The sequence below is a fragment of the uncultured Aquimarina sp. genome, from assembly GCF_947496855.1.
Classification (GTDB): Bacteria; Bacteroidota; Bacteroidia; order Flavobacteriales; family Flavobacteriaceae; genus Aquimarina.
On sequence record NZ_CANMED010000008.1, the window covers coordinates 322,872 to 346,522 of the forward strand.

The 23,651-nt window shown below is 32.6% G+C and carries 25 protein-coding genes; 1 reads left to right on the plus strand and 24 read right to left on the minus strand.

What is annotated here, in order from left to right; genetic code table 11:
* Positions 1-2: 2 nt before the first annotated feature.
* The 7 genes from Q0921_RS22980 to Q0921_RS23010 all read right to left on the minus strand — a co-directional run bounded on the left by Q0921_RS22980 (position 3) and on the right by Q0921_RS23010 (position 7,023).
* Complete coding sequence (locus Q0921_RS22980) at positions 3-2,267, minus strand: molybdopterin cofactor-binding domain-containing protein (protein ID WP_299261170.1); 2,265 nt, start codon at positions 2,265-2,267, stop codon at positions 3-5.
* Positions 2,264-3,667 (minus strand): FAD binding domain-containing protein, encoded by a 1,404-nt coding sequence (locus tag Q0921_RS22985; RefSeq protein ID WP_299261172.1) that lies wholly within the window; start codon positions 3,665-3,667, stop codon positions 2,264-2,266. The genes Q0921_RS22980 and Q0921_RS22985 overlap by 4 nt, the downstream gene beginning before the upstream one ends.
* A gap of 51 nt (positions 3,668-3,718) precedes the next feature.
* Positions 3,719-4,372: a toxin-antitoxin system YwqK family antitoxin gene (locus tag Q0921_RS22990; RefSeq protein WP_299261174.1), complete on the minus strand. Its 654-nt coding sequence runs from the start codon at positions 4,370-4,372 to the stop codon at positions 3,719-3,721.
* A 44-nt stretch (positions 4,373-4,416) separates the two neighbouring features.
* Complete coding sequence (gene hxpB, locus Q0921_RS22995) at positions 4,417-5,067, minus strand: hexitol phosphatase HxpB (protein WP_299261176.1); 651 nt, start codon at positions 5,065-5,067, stop codon at positions 4,417-4,419.
* Between the two features lie 214 nt (positions 5,068-5,281).
* Complete coding sequence (locus Q0921_RS23000; protein WP_299261178.1) at positions 5,282-5,806, minus strand: hypothetical protein; 525 nt, start codon at positions 5,804-5,806, stop codon at positions 5,282-5,284.
* A gap of 237 nt (positions 5,807-6,043) precedes the next feature.
* Entirely contained in the window at positions 6,044-6,448 is a 405-nt protein-coding gene (locus Q0921_RS23005; protein ID WP_299261180.1) for a hypothetical protein, read from the minus strand.
* Between the two features lie 182 nt (positions 6,449-6,630).
* The gene (locus tag Q0921_RS23010) at positions 6,631-7,023 is read right to left on the minus strand and encodes an Imm7 family immunity protein (protein ID WP_299261182.1); all 393 of its coding nucleotides are present in this window, start codon (positions 7,021-7,023) and stop codon (positions 6,631-6,633) included.
* 410 nt (positions 7,024-7,433) lie between these two features.
* Here Q0921_RS23010 and Q0921_RS23015 point away from each other — a divergent pair, with 410 nt between their 5' ends.
* Entirely contained in the window at positions 7,434-7,556 is a 123-nt protein-coding gene (locus Q0921_RS23015) for a hypothetical protein (protein WP_299261184.1), read from the plus strand.
* 479 nt (positions 7,557-8,035) lie between these two features.
* Here the strand turns inward: Q0921_RS23015 and Q0921_RS23020 are convergent, their stop codons facing one another.
* The 17 genes from Q0921_RS23020 to sucC form a co-directional block, all read right to left on the minus strand.
* Complete coding sequence (locus Q0921_RS23020) at positions 8,036-8,338, minus strand: hypothetical protein (RefSeq protein ID WP_299261186.1); 303 nt, start codon at positions 8,336-8,338, stop codon at positions 8,036-8,038.
* 46 nt (positions 8,339-8,384) lie between these two features.
* A complete protein-coding gene (locus Q0921_RS23025; RefSeq protein WP_299261188.1) occupies positions 8,385-9,101 on the minus strand; it encodes a DUF2071 domain-containing protein in 717 nt (238 codons plus the stop codon).
* Between the two features lie 116 nt (positions 9,102-9,217).
* Positions 9,218-9,682 carry a hypothetical protein gene (locus Q0921_RS23030; RefSeq protein WP_299261190.1) on the minus strand — a complete coding sequence of 155 codons (465 nt, stop codon included), beginning with the start codon at positions 9,680-9,682 and terminating at the stop codon, positions 9,218-9,220.
* A gap of 20 nt (positions 9,683-9,702) precedes the next feature.
* Positions 9,703-10,416, minus strand: a complete 714-nt coding sequence (locus Q0921_RS23035) for a CPBP family intramembrane glutamic endopeptidase (protein WP_299261192.1) — start codon at positions 10,414-10,416, stop codon at positions 9,703-9,705.
* 423 nt (positions 10,417-10,839) lie between these two features.
* A complete protein-coding gene (locus Q0921_RS23040; RefSeq protein ID WP_299261194.1) occupies positions 10,840-12,117 on the minus strand; it encodes a sigma-70 family RNA polymerase sigma factor in 1,278 nt (425 codons plus the stop codon).
* Between the two features lie 9 nt (positions 12,118-12,126).
* A complete protein-coding gene (locus tag Q0921_RS23045) occupies positions 12,127-12,471 on the minus strand; it encodes a YciI family protein (RefSeq protein WP_299261196.1) in 345 nt (114 codons plus the stop codon).
* A 28-nt stretch (positions 12,472-12,499) separates the two neighbouring features.
* Positions 12,500-12,847 carry a YciI family protein gene (locus tag Q0921_RS23050; RefSeq protein ID WP_299261198.1) on the minus strand — a complete coding sequence of 116 codons (348 nt, stop codon included), beginning with the start codon at positions 12,845-12,847 and terminating at the stop codon, positions 12,500-12,502.
* A 122-nt stretch (positions 12,848-12,969) separates the two neighbouring features.
* Positions 12,970-14,202, minus strand: a complete 1,233-nt coding sequence (locus Q0921_RS23055) for a DUF3999 family protein (RefSeq protein WP_299261200.1) — start codon at positions 14,200-14,202, stop codon at positions 12,970-12,972.
* Positions 14,186-16,504: a DUF2339 domain-containing protein gene (locus tag Q0921_RS23060; protein WP_299261202.1), complete on the minus strand. Its 2,319-nt coding sequence runs from the start codon at positions 16,502-16,504 to the stop codon at positions 14,186-14,188. The genes Q0921_RS23055 and Q0921_RS23060 overlap by 17 nt, the downstream gene beginning before the upstream one ends.
* Before the next feature lie 189 nt (positions 16,505-16,693).
* Entirely contained in the window at positions 16,694-17,455 is a 762-nt protein-coding gene (locus Q0921_RS23065) for a hypothetical protein (RefSeq protein ID WP_299261204.1), read from the minus strand.
* The gene (locus tag Q0921_RS23070; RefSeq protein WP_299261206.1) at positions 17,452-18,216 is read right to left on the minus strand and encodes a YARHG domain-containing protein; all 765 of its coding nucleotides are present in this window, start codon (positions 18,214-18,216) and stop codon (positions 17,452-17,454) included. Before Q0921_RS23070 ends, Q0921_RS23065 begins: the two co-directional genes overlap by 4 nt.
* Positions 18,217-18,436: 220 nt before the next feature.
* Positions 18,437-19,342: a hypothetical protein gene (locus tag Q0921_RS23075; protein ID WP_299261208.1), complete on the minus strand. Its 906-nt coding sequence runs from the start codon at positions 19,340-19,342 to the stop codon at positions 18,437-18,439.
* A 126-nt stretch (positions 19,343-19,468) separates the two neighbouring features.
* Positions 19,469-19,948: a DinB family protein gene (locus tag Q0921_RS23080; RefSeq protein WP_299261210.1), complete on the minus strand. Its 480-nt coding sequence runs from the start codon at positions 19,946-19,948 to the stop codon at positions 19,469-19,471.
* A 140-nt stretch (positions 19,949-20,088) separates the two neighbouring features.
* On the minus strand, positions 20,089-20,505 hold the full coding sequence (locus Q0921_RS23085; RefSeq protein ID WP_299261212.1) for a nuclear transport factor 2 family protein: 417 nt from the start codon (positions 20,503-20,505) through the stop codon (positions 20,089-20,091).
* 504 nt (positions 20,506-21,009) lie between these two features.
* The gene (locus tag Q0921_RS23090) at positions 21,010-21,516 is read right to left on the minus strand and encodes a ferritin (protein WP_299261214.1); all 507 of its coding nucleotides are present in this window, start codon (positions 21,514-21,516) and stop codon (positions 21,010-21,012) included.
* Positions 21,517-21,766: 250 nt separating this feature from the next.
* Complete coding sequence (locus Q0921_RS23095; RefSeq protein ID WP_299261216.1) at positions 21,767-22,273, minus strand: cupin domain-containing protein; 507 nt, start codon at positions 22,271-22,273, stop codon at positions 21,767-21,769.
* A 76-nt stretch (positions 22,274-22,349) separates the two neighbouring features.
* On the minus strand, positions 22,350-23,543 hold the full coding sequence (gene sucC, locus Q0921_RS23100; protein ID WP_299261218.1) for an ADP-forming succinate--CoA ligase subunit beta: 1,194 nt from the start codon (positions 23,541-23,543) through the stop codon (positions 22,350-22,352).
* Between the last annotated feature and the right edge of the window lie 108 nt (positions 23,544-23,651).

The window sequence follows — 23,651 nt, forward strand, 5'->3', positions numbered from 1 at the left end:
TATTACTTTTCGTACAATCCTATTAATACTTTTTCTGGTGTAAACGGCGAGTCAAACTTTGGTTTATAATTTTTATTGAATGCTTTTACGGCCTGTTGGATAGCAAAATATGCACCTATCCCATACATTAAAGGAGGTTCGCCAACGGCTTTGGATTTATGGATCGCCATATCATTTCCTTCCGTTTTTGCTGGTATAGTTTCGATTATTTTTGGTGCCGAAAATATGTCTGGCACCTTATAAGTTGACAATGCGTTTGACAATAATCGTCCATCGTTATTATATGAAATTTCCTCCATAGTCATCCATCCAATTCCTTGTGCGAGCGCACCTTCTACCTGACCAATATCTACACCTAGATTCATGCTTTTTCCGAAATCGTGTACAATTTTTACAGCGTCTATTTCATAGGTTCCTCTTAGACAATCAAGGGTAATTGAGGTAATTGCAGTGCCATAAACGTGATATGCAAAAGGATGTCCTTTTTCTTTTGTTTTATCAAAATGGATGGTAGGTGTTGCATAATGCGCATTTTCTGATAAAGCAATTCGTTCTGCCATGGCCTGAGCTATAATCGCTTCCCAAGTTATATTTGATTTTTTACCGTCTACAAAAACATAATCTTCTCGAAAAGAAATTTTAGACGTCTGTGCTGCTAACATTCTAGCAGCTACTTTTGTCAATCTTTCTATTAATGCAGTACATGCCTTTAATACAGCTTTTCCATTTAAATCTGCTGTAGCACTTGCTGCAGATGGAGAGGTATTCGCAACACGAGTCGTATTGGTTGTTTCTAATTTTACTTTATTTGCAGAAATACCTAATGCATTTTGAGCAACTTGTAACATTTTTGTATTAACACTCTGTCCCATTTCTACCGCTCCTGTACTCACACCAATGCTACCATCCTGGTAGATATGAATCAACGCTCTTGCATGATTCATCATTGTATTGGTAAACGAAATCCCGAAGGTAACTGGCATTAAAGAAATTCCTTTTTTGGAATGAGCATTATTAGCATTAAAGTCAATAATTTCTTTCTCTAGTGCATCAAGCTCAAACTTTTCTTTTGCAGCAAACCAGGTATTTTGAGCTTCAACTTTGGTGGCGATTTGCCCGTAAGAGAATTCATCATTTTCTGCTAGTAAATTAGCTTCCTGAATTTTCCGTCTGTCAATCCCCATTTCATCTGCTGCTTTGGCAATAGCAGATTCAATAACAAACATTCCTTGAGGACCACCAAAACCTCTAAATGCCGTATTGGGCGGTAAGTTTGTTTTACAACTATACACTGTTGTACTAACATTAGGAACAAAATAACTGTTAGTGGCATGAAATAATGTTCTCTCAGCTATTGCAGGTGATAAGTCTGCTGCTGCTCCAGAGTTCTGTAAAAATTCTGCTTCAAAAGCAATTATTTTTAAACTCTTATCGAGCCCTATTTTAAAAAAAGAGGAATACGGATGACGCTTTCCTGTCATACGCATATCGTCATGACGGTTTAGGATGTATTTTACAGGTTTATTTAAATATTGTACGGCAACTGCCGCCATAACAGACCAAGGTGTAGCTTGATCTTCTTTACCTCCAAACCCTCCACCTAATCGGATAACATCTATTTCTATCTTATGCATAGGTACTCCCAAAACCTTAGCAGCGGTTTTTTGAACTGCTGTCGGGCCTTGTGTAGATGATGTAATCTTTATACTTCCATTTTCTTGGGGAACAGCATAACAACCTTGTGTTTCTAGATATAGGTGTTCTTGACCATTAGAAAACGTTTCCCCTTCTATTACATAATCACAATCCAAAAAAGCAGCATCTGTATCTCCTAACGTAAAGGAACGTGGTGCATTGATAAAACTTTGTTTTTCTTTAGCTTCTTTTGCGGTGGTAATTACAGGTAATTCTTCAATTTCTATTTCAATAAGCAGACGTGCTTTTTTTGCAATGGCTTCAGATTCTGCAACGATAAATGCGATTGGTTGTCCCCAAAAATGAACTTCATCTTCTGCCCACAAAGGCTCATCTGGAATAATTCCACCGATTTGATTTTCACCCAAAATATCTTTGTATGTGAAAACTTTCACAACACCTTCTACTTGTTCTGCTTTGGTATAGTCTACATGTTTTATTTTCCCGTGTGCTTTTGATGAATCGAATACCAGTCCATACAACGTATCTTGTCTGGTTATCAAATCATCTACAAATAATGATTCTCCTCGTACATGCGTAAAACTGTCAATATTTTTCATTGTCTTCATCATGCTATCAGTGTTTGAAGTTGAACCTTTGTTGGAAATAATTCAATAAAATGTGCAAAGAACAATTGCCTAGCTAATAAGCGCTTATAATCTGATGACCCTCTTACGTCACTAATGGGTGCAATTTCGGATTGTAAGATAGTTTCTGCTTCTTTTACGGTTTCTGAATCAATTGTTTTTCCTATGAAAAAATTACTGGTATCGAATAAATATTTTGGAACCGGAGCAGTTCCTCCCATAGATACATGTGCTGCCTTTACTACATCATTTTCCAAAGTGATTCTTATAGCAGTATTTACACTTGCTATATCTAAATGTGTTCGTTTACTTACCTTTTCAAAATTATAGGAATCTCCATTCTCAAGAACATCAAAAGAAATACATTTCAAAATTTCTCCTTTTTGTAAATCATAGCTTTTATACCCTTTATAAAATTCATTGAAAGCTATTTGTCTTTCAGATCTTGTTTCAGACTGAATGGTTAAGGTTGCATTAAGTGCTAAAAAGAAAATTGTCATATCTCCGATTGGAGAAGCATTGACAAAATTCCCTCCCAAAGTTCCCATATTTCGTATAGGTTCGGAGGAAACTAGTTTCAAAAAAGATTTTAATTTAGGAAATAGTAATTGTAATTGTTCATTTTCTATTAACTCTGTAACTGTAGTATTAGCACCTATCGTACAAGTTGAGTCTGTAAACTTAATTCCTGTCAAGGTTTTATGACCTGCAATTAAATGAACTTGTTCCTCAGCAAGTTGATCTGCATTATGCACATATAGATCTGTTCCACTAGCAACTATTTTTCCTTCGCTAGTCATAGATTTTGACTCTAGGTTTTTCAATTTTTGCGGTATAGTTTCAAAATAATCAGGAATAAATTCCTCTTTGATCAACCAAGCCATGGTATCATTAGTATCTTTTTCTCGCAGTTTCTCTTCTATAAGCAATCCAGCTTTCTCGATCGATTTATAACCGGTACATCTACAAATATTACCACTTATGGCATCATTGCAAGAATGCAGACTATCTTCACTTTTTTCTATAGCATATCCAGTCATAGAAACCACAAAACCCGGTGTACAAAACCCACATTGGGTAGCATAGTTGTCGGTCATGGCTTGTTGTACTGTATTCAATGCTTTAGATAAATTAATCCCTTCGATAGTTACTATATGTTTTCCATTTGCATTTCCAAGGGGTGAAATACAGGACGTAATACTTTGATAAGAGACCTTATCATCATTTAGTTCTCCAACTAAAACTGTACAAGCACCACAATCTCCTTCACGACAACCAATTTTTGTCCCTTTTAATTGCTTGTGTTCTCTTATAAAATCTAGAAGCGTTATTCCTGCATTAGCAGTTGTGCGAATAATCTTATTATTTAAAATAAATTGAATCATATGTAAAGGGCAAGGTACTAAAAAGTTATACTAAATTTTAAAAATCAAAAATCAATTGTCAGCTTCATGAGTGCGAACTGCTTGTATCTTTTTTCCGTTTTCATAGGTTTCCGTTAGCAATAACATCCCTTTATCATTGTAGATTTTCCATGCTCCGTCTTCTCTACCTTCTATTTTTTCTCCAGTTTTATATATCTGACCGTTTTTATAAAAATCGGTCCATAAACCGTGTGGCTTGCCTTTTTGATAATTTTCCACAGAAGCTAATTCACCAGAATCATAATAACTTTTCCATTCTCCTGTACTGCCTTCTGCATTATAATGTTTAATATACTTAAGGGTTCCATCATCCAAATAATGTTTCCAAGTTCCAATTTTGGCATTATTTAGATGTGCTCCATCCATATATAATTTTCCAGTTGGGTGAAAGACCTTCCAAGTACCTTCCAATTTTCCATCTTGGTAGTTTTCTATTTTTGACAGCTCTCCGTTTTTGAAATAACGAGTCCATTCTCCTGTCTTTTTCTCATCTTCATACTGCCCAGACACAAGTAATTCTCCGCTTTCATAATAGTCCTTAAAGACTTTTATACTTTTTTCATAACTGACATTTATACTATTGCCACTTGACTGATCAGAGTTTTGCTTACAAGCGAAAAGCAAGCACACTATGAGAAGAAGTAATATGCGTGGACTTTTTTCCATCTTTTGTAGTATTTTATTTAATGATAATGGTTTTCGTAGTGCCCTTATTTTACACTTTCGAATATTGTGTAATCGACATTCTCGAACGAAGGTATTGTAAAGTCAATATTTTCGGTTATTGTATTTTTACCTCCGTTTGTAAACGCTATCACTTTTATTCCTGCTTTATTAGCAGCTATAATTCCTGAATTTGAATCTTCTATTACAATACAATTATCTGCCTTTTCATTTAGTTTTTGTAAAGTACTCAAGTAAATATATGGTTCTGGCTTTCCTTTTTTCTCAAATTCTGCAGATGATATTATTTCGAAATCCTTAATAATGTTCATTTTATTTAAGACTTTTGGAATTATTTTATAAGGTGAATTTGTTGCTAGGCCTAACTTAAACCCTCTGGATTTAAGTTCTTTGATTGTATCTACTACCCCCGGAATTATACAATTTTCTAATTCGATCAATTCTATTACTCGATCAATTACCATGGTTTCAACTTCTTCAATCTCTTTGTTTTTCCAAGGATTTCTTTCAAACCAAAACCTTGTAACCTCATTAGTAGTCATTTTCTGGGTTATCTGACATAATTCGTCTGTCATCTCTACCCCTAAAGATGTAAAAACTTCTGTCTCGGCTTTCTGCCAAAAAGGTTCAGAGTCTACAATTACTCCATCCATATCAAAAATCACTGCATTTATCAATTTCTCTTTTAATTTTATTAATTATTTTTATTTTTTTATTGTACACAATATCAAATATATGAATCATAGCTAGGCAAACATAACCTAACCAATAGATTTATCTGCGCATTTTTATTTCTTATTGAATTATAAAAATTTAGAGTCACAGTAAAAGGAAATGATTTTTCTACATTATATTAAATTGATTTGATTTCATATATGATGCCGTAACTAATCATTTTTTATTAATTGTAATTTCTTCTACATCTTCAATTTCATATTTACTATAAGATCTTTCATCCCAACATTTGTTTTCTTTAAATTGGTCTGAAATACGTATTGATTTTGGAACATTCCTGAAGTTTTTTATACTAAAATCAAAATAAAAAAAGCAATCACAATCAGCCAATGGATAAGATTCTTCAATCTCATATTCAATGATATCGGTTTTTAGCGTATCTATTCTCAAAGTATCAATGTCGTGCGGCCTTTCTAACTCAATTAGTAAAGTATCATTTTTATTAATTATGCTCTTTAAATATCCACTTTCCCAAGAACAATTAACGATATAACCTAGTCTTACAAATAAATCTCCATTACTAATTTTATTTGTTCTAATACCGATTGAATCAATTCCACAATCTTCTCTGCACTCAGAAACCTTAAAATTTTCAGTTCTTTCGTAAAGAGATATTTGTTTGCGTTTAGAGCAACCTATAATTAGTAAAATAATAACTATACCATTACCTATAATTTTCATTTCTGATTTTCACTATTTAGATTATACCTACATTCTATCTAAAATTTATTTTACACATTTTCAATATCCCTCATTCAATCATTTTTGAAACCTCCAATCAGCAATTTTCTAATTCTCATCATTCTATCGGCTAATTCAGGGTTTATGAGCACCTAAATTGATCAAAACCCTTGGAACGTTTAACTCCAATATCGTTTAGTCCAACAACTAATTTCATATATGATATTGTAAAGCGTATTACAACGTAATATTATGTACTCTACCTTTCAGTGTACGCCTATTAAAATCACTCACACGAGTTTGATCTTGTTTATTGATAACTGCATAGGCGAAAATTGGAATGAGTAAAAAACCGCCAATAATATAAATTACATAATGATTCCGACTTCCTGTGAAGATAGGGTTAATCCCAAAAAACATAAGTGGCGTTCCGACAAACAGTATCAAACCAGCAATTAATTGAGCAATTTTGGATTGTTTTGCGTACAGCTTATCAACGTGATATTCTGTATCTGTTCCACAATTCTTACAATTCAGAGCCTTTGTTTCTCCATCTTGCATTGCAAATTCCACTCGGGTATTAGCATTCGTTGAGTATTTATTTTCAGTCTCACAACTTTTACATTTCCCGTAAACTTTCATTTATTTCTCGGTTTTAATTTTGTATGTAATATAACGTTCAATATAAGGGCCTTTGTAGGGCAAAATGTTACCATGCTTTTCGGTGCATTGGTTGCTATCTTTTACTTTTAAAAGTATTGCGATATTGCAAATAAATATAGGCATTTCGATTAAACACTAATTACTCCAATTTTATATATAATTTATTCCTCTATTTCAGGATTCATTGGTGAGAGGAAAACATCATTCATTTCAACTACTTTTCCTTTTTTCAAAGACCACACTTTAAATTTATTTTCATTCCCTTTTTCAATGTCTTCATCATCATGAACATATAAAATTCCGTAAGATCCTTTAGAAATTTCTGAAATCCATTTAAAAAATTCAATCACATGTTCAGTCCGATGGTTATGATTTGCCATAATTGATAAATGATAAGTTCCGTTCAAATATTTTAATGAGTAGAATTCATTTCCAGAATCCATTTCGATTATTTTTAAATTGATCTGATTGATAATTGAATTCAGAAGTTTTTCACTTTCACCTTCTTCATTAAAGGATTCTCTAATTATTGCCCATCCATTAAATTCTATCATTTTAAATTTCGTTTCTCAAATTACACTCAACAATTCAATATAGTTATCGTGGTAACTACATTTCGTGTTTCCTAAAGAAATAGAAAATTTGTTACATAAAAAAACTTTAAAAACAGTGGTAACAATTCTAATACTTACTACGCTTCACAATAAGTCACAACACTCAATATCAATACATTAAATAAAAATGAGGATATTAATAATAACCATTAAAAATCCAAAAATTATATGGAGTAGCATCCAGATTGGATATCAAGGTTTTTGGATAAAGAATAATTTGATAAAGATTATTTAGCACGCACCTAGGTAGAAGATCGTGCACAAATGCTAGAAAACTTTAGTCAGCATTTGATTGATACCAAAACCTTTCTCGATCAAGACAATTACCCAATGCGTTAAGTTTCTACCTTATGATGGTGCTTTATCTGGCTGGCGAGAACGAGCTTGGTGCAAAAACAGAGTATAATGATATGAAAGTATTGTTTAACAAAAACACCACTCCTTCTAACAATGGTAGTGAAGAAAAAGAGTGATGACTACTAAGGATTCTATTAATGTCAACATTGATGGAATTCTTATTTTATACCATTTTACGAATCATCGTATCCCGATTACCCCTATTCATAGTCCTTTTACCCATCTAATGTATCCTTATAAGGATCATTAAGGCATTTCTAACTATCTTTTTTAGGCTCAAGACCCCTAATTTTTGGGCAAACATCCCTTAAAAATGGGGTCGCAGCCCTAAAACTTAGTCTAATGAGCCATATAGTGACCCAAATAAACCTCATCATAAGCTTTATAAAGGTGTCGATGAGCCTTATAAATACCTTTCTAAGGGCTCGAAGGGAGCAGTGTAACGGCTTATAACCTATTTGTAGTTTTTATTATACCTTCTAAAGCTTAAGGGTGATTTGTATTTTTTTGATAGTATGGCTGTTTTTTATCTGTATGTATTATTGATCAATCCGGTAATGGCATACTATTGATAGCGAGGAGCTTATTTAATTACTCACTTAACCTCAAATTCCGTTTTTGCTATTTTGATGTTATTCTGATGGAATTGATTCATTATAATAGGAAACTTGTATTGACTAAATAATTTAGTTTCATCGAATTCTTTTTGCTCGACAATGGAATTCACTAATTCAAAAATATAAGTATTTGAATCTTTAATCCTTTTTAGCATTTCTTCCAAATCGGTAGTAAAATCTCCATGTCCTGAAACTAAAAATTTAATTGAATTTTGGCTTATGATATTCTCTAATTTCGAAAGAGTATCTATATAATCCGAAACACTATAATAAATATACAAAGACCTTTCGATTTAGCACTAAACAGCTATGAACACATATATAGTGTTAGTAGTTTTTTATTTTTTCTAATCCAATCCATTCGTGTTCAATGTTTTTCATTAAAAGTGCGTTGTCAAATTTCACAGAATCTTTTGGAAAAATATTTTCATTCTCGAAAAAACTAGATTGAACTTTTTTCACATCTAAGAGAGATACTTTCCAGTTATAAGCTTTGAGTTCTAATCCGTCAAAGTCATTTTTGTCAGGAGAATATCCGATTGATCCATTCTTAAAGAAATCCGAAACACAATTTAGGTTTTCAAATATACTTTCTTCATTCCAATTGTCGGTTTCACTAGCCTCAATTGATAAAGAGGTTTCATCATCGCTAACAAATGCCACGTTATAATTCCCGTCAGATTCATTAACCGTAAATTCTGCAAGATGATGAATTCCTGGAAAAACAGTTCCTCCAGCTAAAGAGTTTAATTTCGAAGAAGTATCTCTTCTCGGAATATAGACACCTTCTTTTAGCTGTCCATTTTCGTGCCATTCTACAGCAATTCTGTGAGCTCCGTTCTCAGAGGAGATTCCAATTTGTTTTGGTAACCCTTTAGGTCTAATTTCTTTTAGTCTGATTAAACATATTCCAGCAATACCTTTTCCATTAACAAGCTTAGGTTTAAATGGTTTTGGTAAATAATTTTCCAGAACTTCCTTATCAACTTGATAGTTAATAAGAATTCGTCTGTCAATTATTCCTTTTATTTTCGGTATTTTCATTTTTGGGTATGTTCGTTAAGGGACATGGTTTAATATATCTATCGTAGCAGGGCAAATTATCAATATTTTTCCGGATTAAGCAACTAATTATTTATGAGCTACATACGTTGATTTGCTTAGTGTTTTATTTCCAAATCTAATTGTTTTCCATGGTCTTTTAATTTATTGTCCATCATTGTTCCAATTGCTATTCCAATACCAAATCCAATTGGTATTCCAATTCCGATAAAAGCCATATTACCTGTAATTGAACCAATAATAACTCCGATTGGTACTCCAATAGCACCAACTCCCAAAGCTAACCAAATGTTTCTATAATGGTTTTTAGTTGCTAATTTATGTTGTTTTTCAATTACTTTTAAAATTTTTGATTGAGCGCTTTTCAGTCGTTTAGAAAATTGATTATCCAAATTTGAAATGGAATTGATAGAGTTAATGTTATTATTTATGACAAGTACAACCTCATCATTTAACGCCTTATTACTCAATTCGAAAATTAGCTTTTGAAATTGAGCATACTTTTTCCCCAATCGACTATTTTCGTCAAAGTCAGGTCTATCATTTAAATTTTGGATTTTCATTTCCTTACAATTTTAAATTATTAAACTCTATCTACCATTGACATTGTGTTAAGTACGCAATGAGCAATAATTAAAGGCCATAAATTTCTTCCAAATTTCACATAGGCGATCCCCATTATTAGACCAATAAGACCAACTCTAATAGACCTATCTGACAAATCGTAAGAATGCCTAAACCCAAAAATTAAGGCTTGTAGTATTACTGCAAGAATTGTGGCTATTGTGGTTTGAGAAAATAATTTCTCAAACCAGTTTATTAAGAAACCTCTGTCTAATAATTCTTCCAACATCGATTCAAGTAAAACCGCTGGCATAATTGTGAAAAATAGTAACCAATTTCCTTTAAGATTTCCAAATTTAGATGCTGAATTTTCAGAATAATTTTTTTGCTCCAATGAAAAGGGTAGGTAGTCTTTAATCATCTCGAATGCCATTATCGAAAGAACAATCGCTATTAAAATACCAATAGCGACGAATAAAGTTTTCTTGAAACTTTCAGGTTTGCACAGTCCTAAATCTTTCCAAGAAACATTGCGGACTTTCATTCGCCAAGTAGCAATGATTAAAGTTGTTAATGACCAAAAAAGTCCGTTGATTATAAAACCTACACTTGGAAAATAAATTTCCCTAATTAGAAACATTACAGAAATGTATATAATCAGGTCAAATAAAAAACCTCTGTGATTAATTCGCTTGGTTAAATCATACGAAATTTGTTTCTGTTCAGCTTTCATTAAGTTAATCCATATTCGGTTGGTGCCTATACGACGATACTCACGAAAAAAGGTTACAAGATTTTATTAATAATTTCATTGCAAACATTCCTTAACTAAATGGAACTAGTAATTCTTGGTAGTTTGTATATGTTCGTAAAGGGACATGGTTTACACAAGTTAAAGATTAGGGTTTACACTAAATTAGTTTCTATTCTGAACATTAGGGCTATCACATTTAAACTTTATACTATTATTTTGAATTCTGGTCCTTAGTTTAGTCTGAGCCAAGTCGAAGGGTCAGAATATCAAAATTTTACCTGTTTTTTTTTAGTTTTGCTGTCATTATAGCGTAGACTGGAATCTATTTTTAGTAACAATCTAACTACAATTTCAATCAAAACTAGCTTTTAGAAAGTTTTACCTTTTTTGAATGTAATTCTTCTATTCTAGACACCTTACTATCTTATTATGTAATAATTGTTGCTCTGGCTTGGATTGAGTAAGTTGCATTGCTTGTTGATAATATTCAACAGCTTTACCGGTCTGTATCAAACGCTCATGGATTTCTCCCATAATCGCATAATACAGATAATAGGTATGTATTATTTTATGATCTTTAATCTCTTCTATAGCCAATAATGCCTCTTCAGGTCCGTGTAGTTCTAACAAAATTAAACATCTATTTAAAGAAACAATAGGATCATTATCTATGTTTGACAACAGATCGTAATACTTAAGGATTTCTTTCCAATTAGTGCCTTCATAATTTAAAGCTGTGCAATGCTGATAAGCAATCGCTGCTTCCAGATGGTATGTAGTTAGTGTTTCGCCAAATGCAGCTTGATTAAGATAATTACCTCCTAATGCTATGAGTTCTGTATCCCACAAACTTCTATCCTGATCGCTTAGCAATATCAAGGCTCCTTCTTCTGTGATTCGGCTATCAACTCTGGCTGTATGAAAACACATCAGTGCCATCAAGGCGTATACTTCTGGCAATTGTGTGCGCTTGCTATCCAATAAGGATTTGCACAACCACATGGCTTGTGAGATCAAATCTTTTCTGATCAGTTGATCATCATGGGTAGAATTGTACCCTTCGTTAAATATCAAATAAATGGCACTTAACACGGCGGTAGTTCTTGTGTCAATTTCTTCTGGATACGGTATGCTTGGTCGTATCTTATGTTTTCTGAAATATGCTTTAGTACGATATAATCGTTTAGAGATTGTATCTTCTGTGGTGAGAAAGGATCGTGCCACCTCTTTGGTACTAAATCCACAAAGGGATTTAAGAATAAAGGTAATCTGATTTTCTGGCGAAATATTAGGGTGACAGCAGGCATACATCATTCCCAGAAAGTCGTCTTGGATGTGCTCCTCTTTCCAAAAATTGTCCATTGTATTGGCTAATGTGTATTCTGAGGTCAATAGTTTACGTTCGGGATCGGAAAAATCTATAGTTTTACTATGCTTTTTTCTGCGGATAATATCTATTGCTTTGTTACGTGCTGTACGATACAACCATGCTTTGGGGTTATCCGGTATTCCTCTAAACTTCCAGGTTTCTAATGCACTCACCAATGCATCTTGCACTACATCTTCTGCCAATTCTATGTTTTCTGTACCGAAGATTTTGATCAAAACGGCAACCATCTTTCCAGACTCTTGTCTAAAAAGATGGTTTATTGTACTATCTATATGATCTTTAGGCTCCAATATGATCGTTTAATCCATCGGTGCTATTTCACGAAGCTCTACACTACAATCATACTCAAAACTAGGACAGTCTTTTGCGATCTTTGTAGCTTGCGTTAGAGAACCTGCCTTAATAAGCAGGTATCCTCCTACCAATTCTTTGCCTTCTGCAAAGGGGCGATCAATAACTTTCTTTCCTCCTTCTGTCAAGGTACTTCCTTCATTCATTAAAGGTTGTCCTCCTACTAATTTATCTTCTAGTGCCAAGTTACTCATCCATTGTTGCCAATGTTCCATATGCTTTTGCATACCTTCTGGAGATACCGAATTGTATTTTTCCTGTCCGCCGCGTATCAACATTAAAAATTCTTTCATCGTCTATAATTTTTAATTACACTTGTGATTAAACCTCGTCTGGCCAAACTTCCCTAACTTCTACAGAAGATTCCCATTGCAGTCCAGGACATCCTTTTGCCATGTCTGTTGCTTCTTCAAATGTTTCCGCTTTCACAGTAATATAACCTCCTACCAATTCTTTAGCTTCAGCAAAAGATCTATCAGTAACTTTTTTACCTCCAGGATGAATGGTTTTTACAGCGGGATAAAGACGTTCACCTCCTACATATTTTTCTTCTTCTGCCATTTTCCCAATCCATTGCATCCACTTTTCCATGTGCGCACCTTGTTCTTCCTCGGATTTAGCATCCCAAACGTCGTCTCCACCTTTAAAAAGGAACATAAATTGTTTCATAATTCTATTTATTTATGGTTTATATGGTTCTATGACGAAGTGGTTTTTAGTATTTGGACACATTACTTGATTTTTTGTTCGACGCACGTCTTCACCAAATAATTCTCATATGGTTGGAAGCTTTATTTCTTTTTCATCATCATCAGTGTAAAACCTCCTAATAATGCTATAATAACACCCATTACTGCCCACAGCCAGATTTTATTTTCAAAAAGTGGAGAAACCACCTTCTTTCCTTTCTTCTCAATACCTTCTTCTGCTCCCAATACTATTGTTTTCAATTTCTCTGGAACTATATTTGACATATATTGCAAATCATAAGAAGGTTTACCAATTCTAGCATTTCCATAGACAAGGTAATAGGCTGCAGGTGTTGTAAATCGCGTGATTAATTCATGTGTATATCCTTTTATCTGGATAGCACCGATGGTGAGCGGTTCATTATCCTGATTGTCGATAATTACTCTTAATTTATTTGTAATTGTACTACTCGATCTAAATTCGTTTTCCTCTATAGAATTAAGGATTCCAGAGCTAAGGTTTTGATACGTATAACGCCATCCTTTTTCTGTTTGTATACTATCTCTAAGGTATTCTATACGTACCGATCGATAATAATCAAAATTATTAGCTCCTTCTATTTTTATATAGCTTACTGGAACTGCTGTTTGTAAATCGATATCAATTACCGTACTGCGGTTTTGTTTATCCTCTTGGGTACGCATCGATTTAATTGCATGCATCTTATAATCCCCTTTTGTTGTTTCCTGTAAGGTGATCTGAGCATTCTTTAAAGCTGGTGCCTTAGTTCCTTTTATAAAAAGTCGATAATATTGATACTTAGAATCAGGAAGCTTAAGATTTGTGAATGTATACGCCGTTAGTTCATTTTTAATCGAAAGGATACGATAGCTATCTACAATCGAGTACCATTCTTTGAGGTTTTGACTTCCTTCTAGGTTGACTAACCTATCAAAATTATTTTCTTTAAAGAATAGTTTGATCTGATTAATTGCCTGATCAGATGATATTTTGAATGTTATAAAAGATCCTTTACCGGTCGTTGCCCTATTTATAATTTCGAAATTAACCTGTTTACTAGACCTTTTCTCTTGATTTTGTTTCAAAATATAAGGAGCTTCTACCGTATCGCGTTCTTTTGTAATCCCATAAATTCTAATATCCGAAAGATCAGATGATACATTTTTAAATAGTTCATCAGGCAACATAACCCGATGCCAGCTATCGGTAATGCCTTTTAGTTCTCTTTTATATTCATATCTATCAATCTGTCCGTATGTAATAGAACAGATTAAAAAAAGTATACAACCTAGTATATTAATCTTTAACCTCATCTGTAATGATATGTTTGTATTTATTATATAAGAACGAAATAACCAATAATAACAGCCCTAAGGATACAAATACGATGGTTTTAGAAATCGTATTAAGGTGCGAAATATCATAGAGGAATAATTTTATCAACGTAATTCCAAAAAGCGTAAAAGCAATAATTCGTATATGCTTTATATTTTTCCAAAATCCTAAAACAATCAATAACAATGAATATAAGCCCCAAAGAATACTCAATCCAAGTTTATCTGAAGATGCATAGCCAGCCATATCTAACCAATGAATCAACTCACTACTAATCATATAAAGAATAGCTATCTGTAAGATAATATCAAAGGCTATCTTAAATGTTCTTCCTAGAAACTCTTGTCTCACATATTGATAACAGGCTACCAATAACCCAATACCAAAAAACAATGAAATATATCGAATCCCAATGTGATAAAAACCTACTTCGCCAGATTCGAGAAGTGTTGGGTCTAGATAACTTTCTCGCAATTCACTGAGTATATACAATCCATTTGTCAAGAAAATGATTAAGATGAATAGATTAAGAAATATATTAATATATCCAAAAACCATATTTTTGATTTTCTTGATATTTATAAAAGATAGGAGCGTTAAGAAAATTAGCGTGTAATTTATCAACCAGATACCTCTAAACTCTGATCTATTAGCCTCAAAAGCATTCCAATATTCTATAATTTCTAAGAAAAAAGTCATATACAAAATGAACAAAAACATTGCCGAAATCCATAAAGAGATTAACTGATACCATGTTTTGTAATTCGGCCAAGGAAATGGATGTTTATCACTACGATGTAAATAAAGAATATATCCAAATGAGCCTGCGCATAGTAAAGATGTAAGCACAGAAATATTAAAAAATGGAATCATTCCTGTTTCTGGTTCTAATGAAGCATACGAGTATTCTATATAATAAAACCACCAATCCTGAATCAAGCTGAAAAATGTTAATGCAACAACTGGATATGCTAGTTTTTCATAAATAGTAACTTTTTTAGTTCTACCAATCCAAAATAATAAGGCGACTTCTAAAGCCCATAATAAAGTCACCCAATTGCCATCTAATTGCACCGGGAATGCAATACTGATAAAAACCAATACCATTCCTGACGTGAAATAAAACAGATTTCGATCTGCTAATTTTAATTTATAAATAATAACGCTTACCGTAAAATGTATGATCGCATTGACTAGTGTAAATACGCCTAATAATTGTTCTCCAACAGGATGTTCTTGTAGTATAGAAAAACCAATTCCATAAAAAACGAATGCATTAATTAATTGTAGTATCACATCTCCTGTACCAAACTTCTCCTTTTTTCTGAGTTTATATACTAAAAATATAGAATAAAATGTAGCAAAAAACACTAATAAAAAGATAAATGCCAGTTCGAAATGAATATCAATTTCATAATCTGAAGCATACCAACCAAAGTAAATCAACCAGGTAAGGAAAAAAGAAGAATAATATAATGGTTTCCAATATCGCTGCAACGCTATAAACAGAATTCCTAAATTAATGATTACCATATAGCTGAATAATACTGCAACTTGTCCTGATCCATCACTTAATAAAAATGGAACAGCATAAGCACCTACTAATCCTATATGAGCAATTACCTGTTTATTATATTGTATCGCCGCAAATACTGTAAAAATAGTAAATAAGACCATTAACATAAATGCAAATAACTGTGGAAAGAGATCATATAAGCTATACGCCAAAAAGGTGATAAAATATAATATAGCCACAGCACCACTAACTAAAACTGCACTAAAATTATGATACTTCTTTTTTAGCTTCATCCCAACCGCTATCAGACCAACCCCAGTAAGATATCCAAGTATAATCCTTGTTAACGGGCTTATTAAATCATTATCAATAGAGTATTTCGCTCCTATGGCTACACCAATTATTAAGATAATCACTCCTATTTTACTAATCAGATTTTCTCCTATGAATTTTTCTAGATTAGATTTCCCTTTTGGTTTAACAACTCTTTTAACCGTCGGTTTCGAAACGGGTATCACAGGTTGTTTCTGTATTGCCGGTTCAATGGGCTTAGCTATATCTTCGGTTGTTTTTAGAACCGGTTGAGCAATAGGTAAAATTGTTTTTTCTTCTACAATTGGTGTCTCTTTTTGCTCTTCAGAGGTCTTAAATTGATGAATTTCGTGTTTTAAGTCTAGTATTTCTCTACGAAAAACTTCTTGTTTTTTCGAAAGAATCTCCAGCTTTTGAAGAAGCTCATTGATGTACTGTTGATTGTCGGCCATTATTTTTTCAATATAAAAAATGAATATACGATCTTGATATTCATTATAGAAATATAGGTAAAAAAAAGAGTCTTCTTAAAATCTAAAAACATCTTTTACTTTTTTGATACTCAAAAATATCATTAAAAAAAACCAATTACCCCCCTGAAAAAAGGGTATTAACCGAGTGGTTTGTAGTGTTTAGAGATATTAAAAATCCGTAGTAAATAAATTTCTAGCTCCTCTAATACCACATTTTTGATATTTATGGTAAGATTGAGCAGCTCTTTCATCAATCTGATTTCCTGATTCATTCCTAACCCATCCATCGATTGCAGCTTTTAATGTATACGCTTCGGGAGCCATAAGATGTGTTGTCCATAATATCGGATTGGCTTTTGCTTTTTTAATCTCAGGAGAAAAATAACTTTTACTGTAGCAAGCTAGAATAATGACATCTATCTGTTTGGCAACGGATTCTTTATAAGAAATACTCACCTCAAAATCCATTAAACCATCGTGCCCTACATATGCTAATAAATCTGATCCCCCACCAAAACTCAATACACTCTCTTTTTCTTTTATCTCTATCGGAGCCTGACCATTAGATGATTTCAAAAAATCTTCTATACTTGTTTTGATTTTAGCCCCATCATATGCATCTGCTAACATATAAACATCTTTAGTGACATGTTTAAACAACAATCTTTCCAACACATTAGAGTCTTTAGAAGGAATGTTCCTTACCAATTCCCAATCTCTGGTTTTAACTTTAAAAAAAGTCTTTACACCATATCCAGCTCCCCAATATAAATTATTTTTAGGATCCTGACCGTTTCCTATGCTCTTCGGAACCGGAACAATACCCTGATTTATATTATCACATAAAGCAACAAAAACATGAATAGTTTTTGTCTGACCAAAAGATACTTTTGAAATTAAAATGAATATAAGTATTCCTATTATCCTCATTTTTTTATACTTAAAATCAATTCTACATTCTTTTTTTCTATTTCTGTCAACTTGCTAATAGCATCGTCATCTGAGGGCATATACCAAGATTTTGATTCAAAAAAATCTTGCCACTTTTCTTTTGTAAACATATACCCATGTGAAGCGAAAATCTCATTTTTTATAACCGCCAATTCCTCTTCAGTCCTCTGATTAAGTTCTCCTGGAGTAAAGACCCTATGAGAATATATATAGTTATCTCGTTCAATTGCTTTCAGATCCGTGTACGGTTTTGAGAACGCACCATTTTCTTTTATAGGTTGAAACTCTAACCATTCTTTTATCCCAATCTGCTTGCCGTCTCCTAAACAATCCAATTTTTCTCTTGTCTCTTTAAAAACCAATAAATCGTTAGATATAAAAGCCGACTCTCTTTTATCGTCAAAAGAACAATCGGCCATTTTTCTCTCATAAGCTATAGTATCAATTCTTTCGCCCTTATAACTAAATGAGGTTAACGAGGATTGCTCACAACTGCCTCCTGCACTACATTCTAAAACAGTAGATAAAACAATGTACTCATTTGCCCTAACAAGAATTTTTCCTGTAAACAGCGCATTGGCTCTTTCTGTGGGTGTAAAATCAAAATATTTTAATGCTAAATCTTCCGGAATTTGTTTTTTAGATTCAGTAAAAAAATCTAGTAACTTATTAAATTCAGTTTCCTGTGCATAGTTTTTAGAAGAAAGAAAAACAACTATGATTAACAAATATCTTATCATAAACGATAGTACTTTTTTTTAAATTGATACAATACCATTTTAACTTTTAAACAACATATAAGTTAAATTGATATAAAGGTTAATCACTAGAAGAAGGGAGGGTTTAGTACAAATCTAAAAAAAGGTTATCAAAAATTAACGGGCTTTATGTTTTTTTTTGAATAATATTAAATTATCATTTCTATCTAATAGTAATAGACAACAGAATTCACTAGTATTTCTACCGATATTGATTGATAATAAAAGCATCAACCCAATAAATATCCTGATTACTAGTATAGAAAAAGTATTTCCCATCTTTGGTAACAAAGGGGCATAATTCATGTCCTTTAGTATTAATAGATGCTCCCATATTTTTAGCTGTAGTCCAGCTATCATCTTCATTTTTAAAACTGATATATAAATCTCCTCTCCCCAGTCCTTCCTTTCGTATTGCACAAAAGATCACATAAGATTCATCTGGAGCAACAAATACGTCTGCTTCATAACTTTTGGTATTTATCGCGTCACTTAATTTTTCTGGCTTCTGAAACTCCCCATTTATCTGCTTTGAGGCATAAATATCAAAATCATGATCATTATTTTTTTCTGAAAGAACATTAGAACTAAAATACATTGTGCCATTATTAGTAAATGACATATAATATTCATTACCTGCAGAATTAATATTTGCTCCCGCATTTATGGGTTTAGACCAACCATAAGGTCTTTTTTTAGAGTACCAGATATCATGATCTTTCTTGTCTCCTTTTCCTTTGATTGACCTATCTGATATGTAATACAATCTATTTTCATCTGGTGACAAAAACGGATCATTAAAACCAAAATTTGAATCAGATATAATGGTTTCAGGTGTTGTCCAAGAATCTTTTACTAATCTGGTGTATCTAATTTCTGATTTACCATTTATAACCACTCCGTAAAAAAACTCTTTTCCGTCTTTAGAAAAGACAGACCCAAACTCTGATTCAGATGGTTTAGAAATTATACTAGGTGCAAAAACTACTGGCTGTAATCCAGGAGGCTTTTGATCTAAATACAGAAGAGACTCTTCATTATTTTGGGTATATCCTGATATAGATAGTATTAGAAATAAGAAGAAGGCTTTTATCGTTATGAATTTCATTATATATTTAATTTTGATAGTTCTTAAAATGTTATTAATAATACTTCTCAATCCTGCCGAAACAAAGTGCTTCTTCTACAGTTTCATTATAGAGAATATAAAACTTTCTAGAAGGTTTGGTATTCTTTACATTTCAATCAAAAAACGTTCTATTTGCCTTCTATGTCTTAATACATGTACAATCGCATGCTCTATTAATTGTTCGACATCATAAAGCTGTCCCCATCGTGTTAGCATCTTTTTCTTATTATCGTATTCTTCTATTTTTAAATTTGGATATTCTTCAAATAGTTGTTCGTTATAGGCAAACATTACACTTAGTGTTTTTTTATATTCTTCTATTGAATTAAGCAGTTTTCCATCCATAAAATCAATTTCTTCTCCCAGAGATTTTCTTATCTGAATAGCATATCCATATCCGGCTCTTATCACATGTGATAAAATTGTTTGAATAGATCTACAGTCAGGATCACTAGTTTTATGATCTATAATTACTACTAACTTCTTATCTGTTAAGCTACTGATTGTTTCTTGCAATTCTAAAACTGCTTTTTCGTATTCATCCAATAAAGCTGCAATGGCTCCATTGTTTCGAATTTTTTTCATGTGTGTTTATAAATTAAAACCTGCGAGCATCTACTATATAATACCAACTAAAACTAAAAATGTTACACATCGCCTCGTTCTTTATCTAAAAAAAAGAATATTGACTCCCAATAATACATTATAAATTGAAATTGGATAGATTATTTTTTATCGTGTAGTTTTTTGTAAAAAACTTTACTAACAATTTTCCATTCGTCATCGATTTTTAGCAAATTCATATAATCTATAAATGTAAAAGTAGCGTACTCTATCTCTAATCTGGCACTAGCAGCATGACCCGAAACATCAATACTTGCAATATTAGTTTTTCTGTTTTGTTTAGGACCAGGTTTCATTACTTTTTTAAAAAAATTGATTGCATTGACTTCCTGATAACCATTGTTGATGTATTTCATGCTAGCCGTTTTATGAAACGCTCTTTTGAGTGTTTCAAAATCATTATTTGTCCCTCCTTCTAGGTAATAATTTACGGTTTGCTCTATCAAATTTCGATCAGATTCTTGGGCTACGGTAGCAGTGATTGTTAGTAGCAAAAACAACATTAGAAAATTTTTCATGATTGATGATTTTAAAGTGATTGTGATGTATTCTTAATATCTCAATATCCATAAGTATTTATAATCCATACTATTAAAACACTAATCTATAAAATCATTTTTGTAATCTATCCTAATAAACTCTTAATCCATTACAAAATTAAATCTACCAGATGCGGCATTTATAGTTTGTTTATTTTAAAAAACAAACTCCTCATAAGCGTGTGATTACACGCTTATGAGGAGTTTGTTCTATAAATTTAATTTAACACGTTATAACTTAGGACATCTTTTACAATTACTTTTGCCTTTCTTTTTATATTTCTTACAACATTTTTTCTTTTTCCCACCGCAGCTAACTTCGCAATTCATTGCTGCACATGGGGAATATAAAGAGGTCATTCCAGAATTTTGCACTAGTATCTAATTTTTATTGAATCTAAATAAAGAACAAAAGTATAAAAAAAAGATTCTCAAAAAAAGAATCTTTTAATTTTATTTAGTTACTTATTAACAACCAGTTATCTACTCCTGTTGCGAATTGCTTATCTGAAAGGTATTTATATCTCGATCGAATAAATAGTGTCCTGATTTATCATCACCGATAATTTTTAATTTATCTAATAAAGTTCTCGCTACTGCTTCTTCTTCTAATTGCTCTGCTACATACCACTGCATAAAATTATGTACATTATAATCTTTATGTTCTAGACATTGAAAAATAACATTATTAATCTGCGCAGTTACAAACTCTTCACTTTCTAAGAAAATTTCGAATAATTCTCTTAATGACTTAAAATCATCTCTTGGTTTATCAATAGCAGGTATTACAGCTTGTCCATTTCTTTCATTAATGAATTTGACTAGTTTAGTCATATGAACACGCTCTTCTTCAGACTGCGTATAAAAAAAGTCTGCTATTCCATTGTAACCATTTACATCAGCCCAACATGCCATAGAAAGATATTGTGCAGATGCTGTCGCCTCATATCGTACTTGTTCATTTAACGATTTCTCTATTTCAGGTATCATATTTACTTAATTTCTGGTATTTATACTATTGCTTAAATTAAAAAAAAGGAACTTCACAATAATCATCTTTGATGTGTATCAAAAGTTTTATTGTAACTCGTTTCATTTTAATCAATTAAAAATACATAATTTATAGTCTTTTGAATAGTTTTAATTAGTGTTTCACTCTAATTTAAAATAAGACTATTTAACAATCAACATTCTAAAAATTGTTATTAGCTCATCTCCTGATACGAATAATTAACCAACCCTATTTACGCGTGTATTGTGTAATTATCTCAGAATGATTTGGATATTGATTTACCAGAACATCTCTACTAGCTAATTCAAAATCAGCAAAATCAAAACCAGGCGATACTGTACAGCCTACAAAAGAATACCCTTTCGCATCTTTTACGCTGGAAGCAAACCAACAACCAGCAGGAACTACCAATTGAGGAGATTGTCCTTGATCCAGACTCATCCCTATGGCATATCTCGTATATACTCCTTCTGGAGTAATCACATGAACATACAAGGAGTTTCCTCCATAAAAATGCCACATCTCATCTTGTTTAATACGATGAAACGCTGAAAAGTTTTCTGAAGTAAGTAGAAAATAAATTCCTGTACAATAATTACGATCTCCAGAGAATTCTTCTTTTAAAACTGCTTTCGGTATAACTCCTTTACTTCTGTAAGTCTCTTTATAAAAACCACCTTCAGGATGTGGTATCATATTGAGGTTAGTAACTATTTCTTCTACTTTTTTATCCATATAAATAATCTTTGATAAAAAAAGAAGCGACCCAATGTTATGGGTCGCTTCAAATATTATAAATCTATGTTAGATATTATGCTAGTACTGCTTGCACTTTATCTGCAGCTTCCTGAAACTGTACAGCACTCTGTACATCCAATCCACTGTTATCGATTAATTCTTTAGCGATATCCGCATTAGTTCCTTGTAAACGTACAATAATAGGAACATTAATAGCGTCTCCCATATTTTTATACGCATCCACTACACCTTGAGCAACTCGATCACAACGAACAATTCCTCCAAAAATATTGATTAGAATTGCTTTTACGTTCTTATCTTTAAGGATAATTCTAAATGCTTCTTCCACACGCTTAGCATCTGCAGTACCTCCTACATCAAGGAAGTTAGCAGGTTCTCCTCCAGCTTGTTTGATTAAATCCATTGTTGCCATCGCAAGACCAGCACCATTTACCATACACCCTACATTACCATCTAGATCCACATAGTTAAGCCCTACTTCATTCGCTTCGACCTCTATTGGATTTTCTTCGCGGATATCTCTCATATCCACATAATTCTTATGACGGTATAATGCATTATCATCAATTGTCACCTTAGCATCAACTGCCATGATCTTATCATCACTTGTTTTTAAAACAGGATTGATCTCAAACATTGAAGAATCAGATTTTACATATGCAGTATATAATGCCATTACGAATTTAGTCATCTCTTTAAATGCACCACCGCTTAATCCTAAGTTAAAAGCAACACGTCTTGCCTGAAAAGGTAATAATCCTACAGAAGGATCAATTTCTTCTGTAAATATTAAATGCGGAGTTTCTTCTGCTACCGTTTCTATATCCATTCCACCTTCTGTAGAATACATAACCATATTCCGTCCAGTAGTACGATTTAACAATACAGAAACATAAAATTCGTCTGGTTCACTATCTCCAGGATAATATACATCTTCTGCAACTAATACTTGGTGTACTTTTTTTCCTTCTGCTGATGTCTGAGGAGTTATCAGGTTCATCCCAATGATCTGTCCTGCTATATCTTCTACTTCCTGAAGATTTTTAGCAAGCTTCACTCCACCGCCTTTTCCTCGACCACCTGCGTGTACTTGTGCTTTTATCACATGCCATCCAGTACCTGTTTCTGCAGTTAATTGTTTTGCAGCAGCAACTGCCTCTTTTGCATTCTGTGCAACAATACCGCGCTGGATACGCACACCAAAGCTGCTTAATATCTCTTTACCCTGATATTCGTGTAAGTTCATAGTCTTATTTTTTGCCTTTTGAATAGGAGTCCCAAAAATAGGAAAAGTGAAGTTACTGTGCCAATCTTTTGTGGTAAAAAAAGTTATATTGAAATAGGAGTCTTGTAA

Excerpts from the sequence above, each read along its gene's own strand:
- Q0921_RS22980 (WP_299261170.1), bottom strand. The coding sequence starts at position 2,267 with ATGATGAAGACAATGAAAAATATTGACAGTTTTACGCATGTACGAGGA.
- Q0921_RS22985 (WP_299261172.1), bottom strand. The coding sequence starts at position 3,667 with ATGATTCAATTTATTTTAAATAATAAGATTATTCGCACAACTGCTAAT.
- Q0921_RS22990 (WP_299261174.1), bottom strand. The coding sequence starts at position 4,372 with ATGGAAAAAAGTCCACGCATATTACTTCTTCTCATAGTGTGCTTGCTT.
- Q0921_RS23000 (WP_299261178.1), bottom strand. The coding sequence starts at position 5,806 with ATGAAAATTATAGGTAATGGTATAGTTATTATTTTACTAATTATAGGT.
- Q0921_RS23005 (WP_299261180.1), bottom strand. The coding sequence starts at position 6,448 with ATGAAAGTTTACGGGAAATGTAAAAGTTGTGAGACTGAAAATAAATAC.
- Q0921_RS23010 (WP_299261182.1), bottom strand. The coding sequence starts at position 7,023 with ATGATAGAATTTAATGGATGGGCAATAATTAGAGAATCCTTTAATGAA.
- Q0921_RS23015 (WP_299261184.1), top strand. The coding sequence starts at position 7,434 with ATGATGGTGCTTTATCTGGCTGGCGAGAACGAGCTTGGTGCAAAAACA.
- Q0921_RS23025 (WP_299261188.1), bottom strand. The coding sequence starts at position 9,101 with ATGAAAATACCGAAAATAAAAGGAATAATTGACAGACGAATTCTTATT.
- Q0921_RS23030 (WP_299261190.1), bottom strand. The coding sequence starts at position 9,682 with ATGAAAATCCAAAATTTAAATGATAGACCTGACTTTGACGAAAATAGT.
- Q0921_RS23035 (WP_299261192.1), bottom strand. The coding sequence starts at position 10,416 with ATGAAAGCTGAACAGAAACAAATTTCGTATGATTTAACCAAGCGAATT.
- Q0921_RS23045 (WP_299261196.1), bottom strand. The coding sequence starts at position 12,471 with ATGAAAGAATTTTTAATGTTGATACGCGGCGGACAGGAAAAATACAAT.
- Q0921_RS23050 (WP_299261198.1), bottom strand. The coding sequence starts at position 12,847 with ATGAAACAATTTATGTTCCTTTTTAAAGGTGGAGACGACGTTTGGGAT.
- Q0921_RS23055 (WP_299261200.1), bottom strand. The coding sequence starts at position 14,202 with ATGAGGTTAAAGATTAATATACTAGGTTGTATACTTTTTTTAATCTGT.
- Q0921_RS23060 (WP_299261202.1), bottom strand. The coding sequence starts at position 16,504 with ATGGCCGACAATCAACAGTACATCAATGAGCTTCTTCAAAAGCTGGAG.
- Q0921_RS23065 (WP_299261204.1), bottom strand. The coding sequence starts at position 17,455 with ATGAGGATAATAGGAATACTTATATTCATTTTAATTTCAAAAGTATCT.
- Q0921_RS23070 (WP_299261206.1), bottom strand. The coding sequence starts at position 18,216 with ATGATAAGATATTTGTTAATCATAGTTGTTTTTCTTTCTTCTAAAAAC.
- Q0921_RS23075 (WP_299261208.1), bottom strand. The coding sequence starts at position 19,342 with ATGAAATTCATAACGATAAAAGCCTTCTTCTTATTTCTAATACTATCT.
- Q0921_RS23080 (WP_299261210.1), bottom strand. The coding sequence starts at position 19,948 with ATGAAAAAAATTCGAAACAATGGAGCCATTGCAGCTTTATTGGATGAA.
- Q0921_RS23085 (WP_299261212.1), bottom strand. The coding sequence starts at position 20,505 with ATGAAAAATTTTCTAATGTTGTTTTTGCTACTAACAATCACTGCTACC.
- Q0921_RS23090 (WP_299261214.1), bottom strand. The coding sequence starts at position 21,516 with ATGATACCTGAAATAGAGAAATCGTTAAATGAACAAGTACGATATGAG.
- Q0921_RS23095 (WP_299261216.1), bottom strand. The coding sequence starts at position 22,273 with ATGGATAAAAAAGTAGAAGAAATAGTTACTAACCTCAATATGATACCA.
- sucC (WP_299261218.1), bottom strand. The coding sequence starts at position 23,543 with ATGAACTTACACGAATATCAGGGTAAAGAGATATTAAGCAGCTTTGGT.